Origin of the sequence: Mycobacterium sp. (assembly GCF_040398885.1) — a bacterium.
Classification (GTDB): Bacteria; Actinomycetota; Actinomycetes; order Mycobacteriales; family Mycobacteriaceae; genus Mycobacterium.
In genome coordinates, this window is sequence record NZ_JBBATF010000104.1 from 1 (window position 1) to 2,180 (window position 2,180).

3 protein-coding genes are annotated in these 2,180 nt (G+C 70.8%); 2 read left to right on the plus strand and 1 reads right to left on the minus strand.

Features of this window, described 5'->3' with window-relative positions; all coding sequences use genetic code 11:
• Window positions 1-970 (minus strand): Hsp70 family protein (locus ADBZ5U_RS10770; protein ID WP_526265235.1); only part of this gene is annotated, 970 nt, incomplete at its 3' end.
• Between the two features lie 172 nt (window positions 971-1,142).
• Here ADBZ5U_RS10770 and ADBZ5U_RS10775 point away from each other — a divergent pair.
• Both ADBZ5U_RS10775 and ADBZ5U_RS10780 read left to right on the plus strand, forming a co-directional pair.
• A complete protein-coding gene (locus tag ADBZ5U_RS10775) occupies window positions 1,143-1,658 on the plus strand; it encodes an Rv0340 family IniB-related protein (RefSeq protein WP_526265237.1) in 516 nt (171 codons plus the stop codon).
• A 244-nt stretch (window positions 1,659-1,902) separates the two neighbouring features.
• Window positions 1,903-2,180 (plus strand): IniB N-terminal domain-containing protein (locus tag ADBZ5U_RS10780; RefSeq protein WP_526265239.1); only part of this gene is annotated, 278 nt, incomplete at its 3' end.

The window sequence follows — 2,180 nt, forward strand, 5'->3', positions numbered from 1 at the left end:
CCGGAATGGCCGCGCCGCCCCCCACGGTGGCGACCGCAGCCAGGCTGGCCGCCGGAATCCTGTTGCGCTCCAGAACATCTCCGAGGGCATCGAGGAAACCTGCGAAAGGCTCGGCGATCAGACGGTCCAGTTCGGTGCGGGTGATGCGGACGTCGGATCGGTGTCCGGGCAGTTCGGCCGGCACCACGGCGGTCGTCTCGCGCGACAACCGCTCCTTGGCCAGCCGGCACTGTTCGCGAAGCCGGGTGAGCGGTCCGACGGCGGCGGTCCCCGAGGTCTCGTCTTCTCCGGCGGAGCGGATCCCGGACAGAACGTGATTGAGCAGGGCCTGATCGATCTGGTCGCCGGAGAAGTCGCCGAAGCGGATCGTCTCCCCGATCGGTGCCAGGTCCCCACGGGCTCCGGCATCAACACCGGCGAGCGTGATGGAACTCCCACTGCCGCCGAAGTCGCACAGCGCCACCACGCCGTCTCCCGGCAGCCCCGGCGAAGCCTGCAGGGCGGCCAGCGCCGCGGTCGCGTCGGACACGATCGTCGGCGGGACGCCGCCCGGCGAGAGCACGGGACTCCCGCGCAGGGCGCCCCGCAGCGCCCCGATGGCACCCGGTCCCCAATGGGCGGGTACCGCGACGACCACCGACGTGACGGGGCGGCCGTCATCGACCGCTCGGGCCATCGCCTCCAGTGCGGCGGTGAGCAGAGCCTCGCTGCGGTAGCTGGAACCGTCCGGGGCCACCAGGGGAACCGGGTCGCCCACTCTCTCCACGAAACCGCCCAGCACCCGTCCCTGACGGGTCGGATACGCGCTGGTGAGTTCCGGATTCTCCGCCGGCACGCCCACCTCGGCCGGGCGACCGTCCCGGAGTGTGAGGACCGACCGGCGCGTGATCGGGGCATTTCCGGGCCGGGCGGCGCCGATGTTCGTCGTCCCGATCGACAGTCCCAGTGCGGGTGGGTCCTGCGGTCTCACGCCCGTTCTCCCTCGTGTTCGGCGAAAAACCCACCATAACTTCCACCTAGCAGTCTGCCCAGCAATCCCCTAATCACGGTATGTCCCCTAGGGGCCGATCCCCTAACCGCAGCCGCGTGGGGTTGGGCTTCACACCGATTCCGGATCCGCCCGGAACCCCTAGCCTTGGCCCATGGGCAATTCTCTCCTCGATTTTGTGATGGCTCTGGTGCGCGACCGGGAGATCGCCGCGCGGTACGCCGCCGACCCGGCCGCGGTGCTGGCCGACGCCGATCTGCCCGGCGTCACCATCGCCGACGTCGACAACCTCATCCCGGTGGTCACCGACTCGCTGGCAGCCTCGACGCCCGCCTTCGGCGCCACCGCCGAGGGGGGCAACGTGTGGACCAGTGGTGCGGCGGTCGCGGCGTTCGACGCCTTCGCTATTCCTGTTCCGCCGGTCGGACCGGATCAGCCGGCGGTGACACTGCCGCCTGCTGCGACGTCCCTTGATCAGCCCGGCTACGACGGCCCGGTCGACGGCCCGGCGCCGGCCCCCGCCCCCGACGGGATTCCGGCCCACCTGCCGATCGAACCGGTCTACCCCGAGCCGGAGGAGCCGTCGGGTGAGGCGGGCTGGCCCCACCCGCACGTGGATCCGCAGGCCGACCACCATCCCGGCGACCCGGCCGGCTTCGATCTGTTCTGATCCAGGCCCGGCCCGCGTGACGGGCCTCGAGCCAGCCTTGACCCCACGTCGTCGACGTGGGGTTTTCGCCTTTTCCCGGCGACTCCGCCGCCCCCCTAATCCCCTAACTACGGATCGCATAAAGCCCTAGTGGGGCCTTGGGGAGAAGGGGTGTGATCCCCGTTTCAGGGCGCTCGTGATCGCCATACCGTGGTTTCCAGATTGCCGGATCGGCCGGCAGGCAAAGCCACGAAAGGGGCTCGCAATGATCGCTCTCATCGACTGGATCCTCGACCTGTTCCGCAGCGAGGACGCCGCCCGTGCGTTCGTCGCCGCGCCGGAGCAGGCCATGCGCGACGCCGGACTGGCCGGCGTGAGTGCCGCCCAGCTGTCCTCGGTCGCGGCCACGGCCGTGCCGGGGATGGTCCTCGGCGGCGGGGACCCGATCCTGGGACTGCAGCGCGCGGTGGCCAACCAGTACGGGTTCGCCCCGGCCTACACCCCGGCCTACACCCCCTCGTACACCCCTTCCTACGACCCGGT

Coding starts and splice junctions, on each gene's coding strand:
- ADBZ5U_RS10775 (WP_526265237.1), top strand. CDS start 1,143: ATGGGCAATTCTCTCCTCGATTTTGTGATGGCTCTGGTGCGCGACCGG.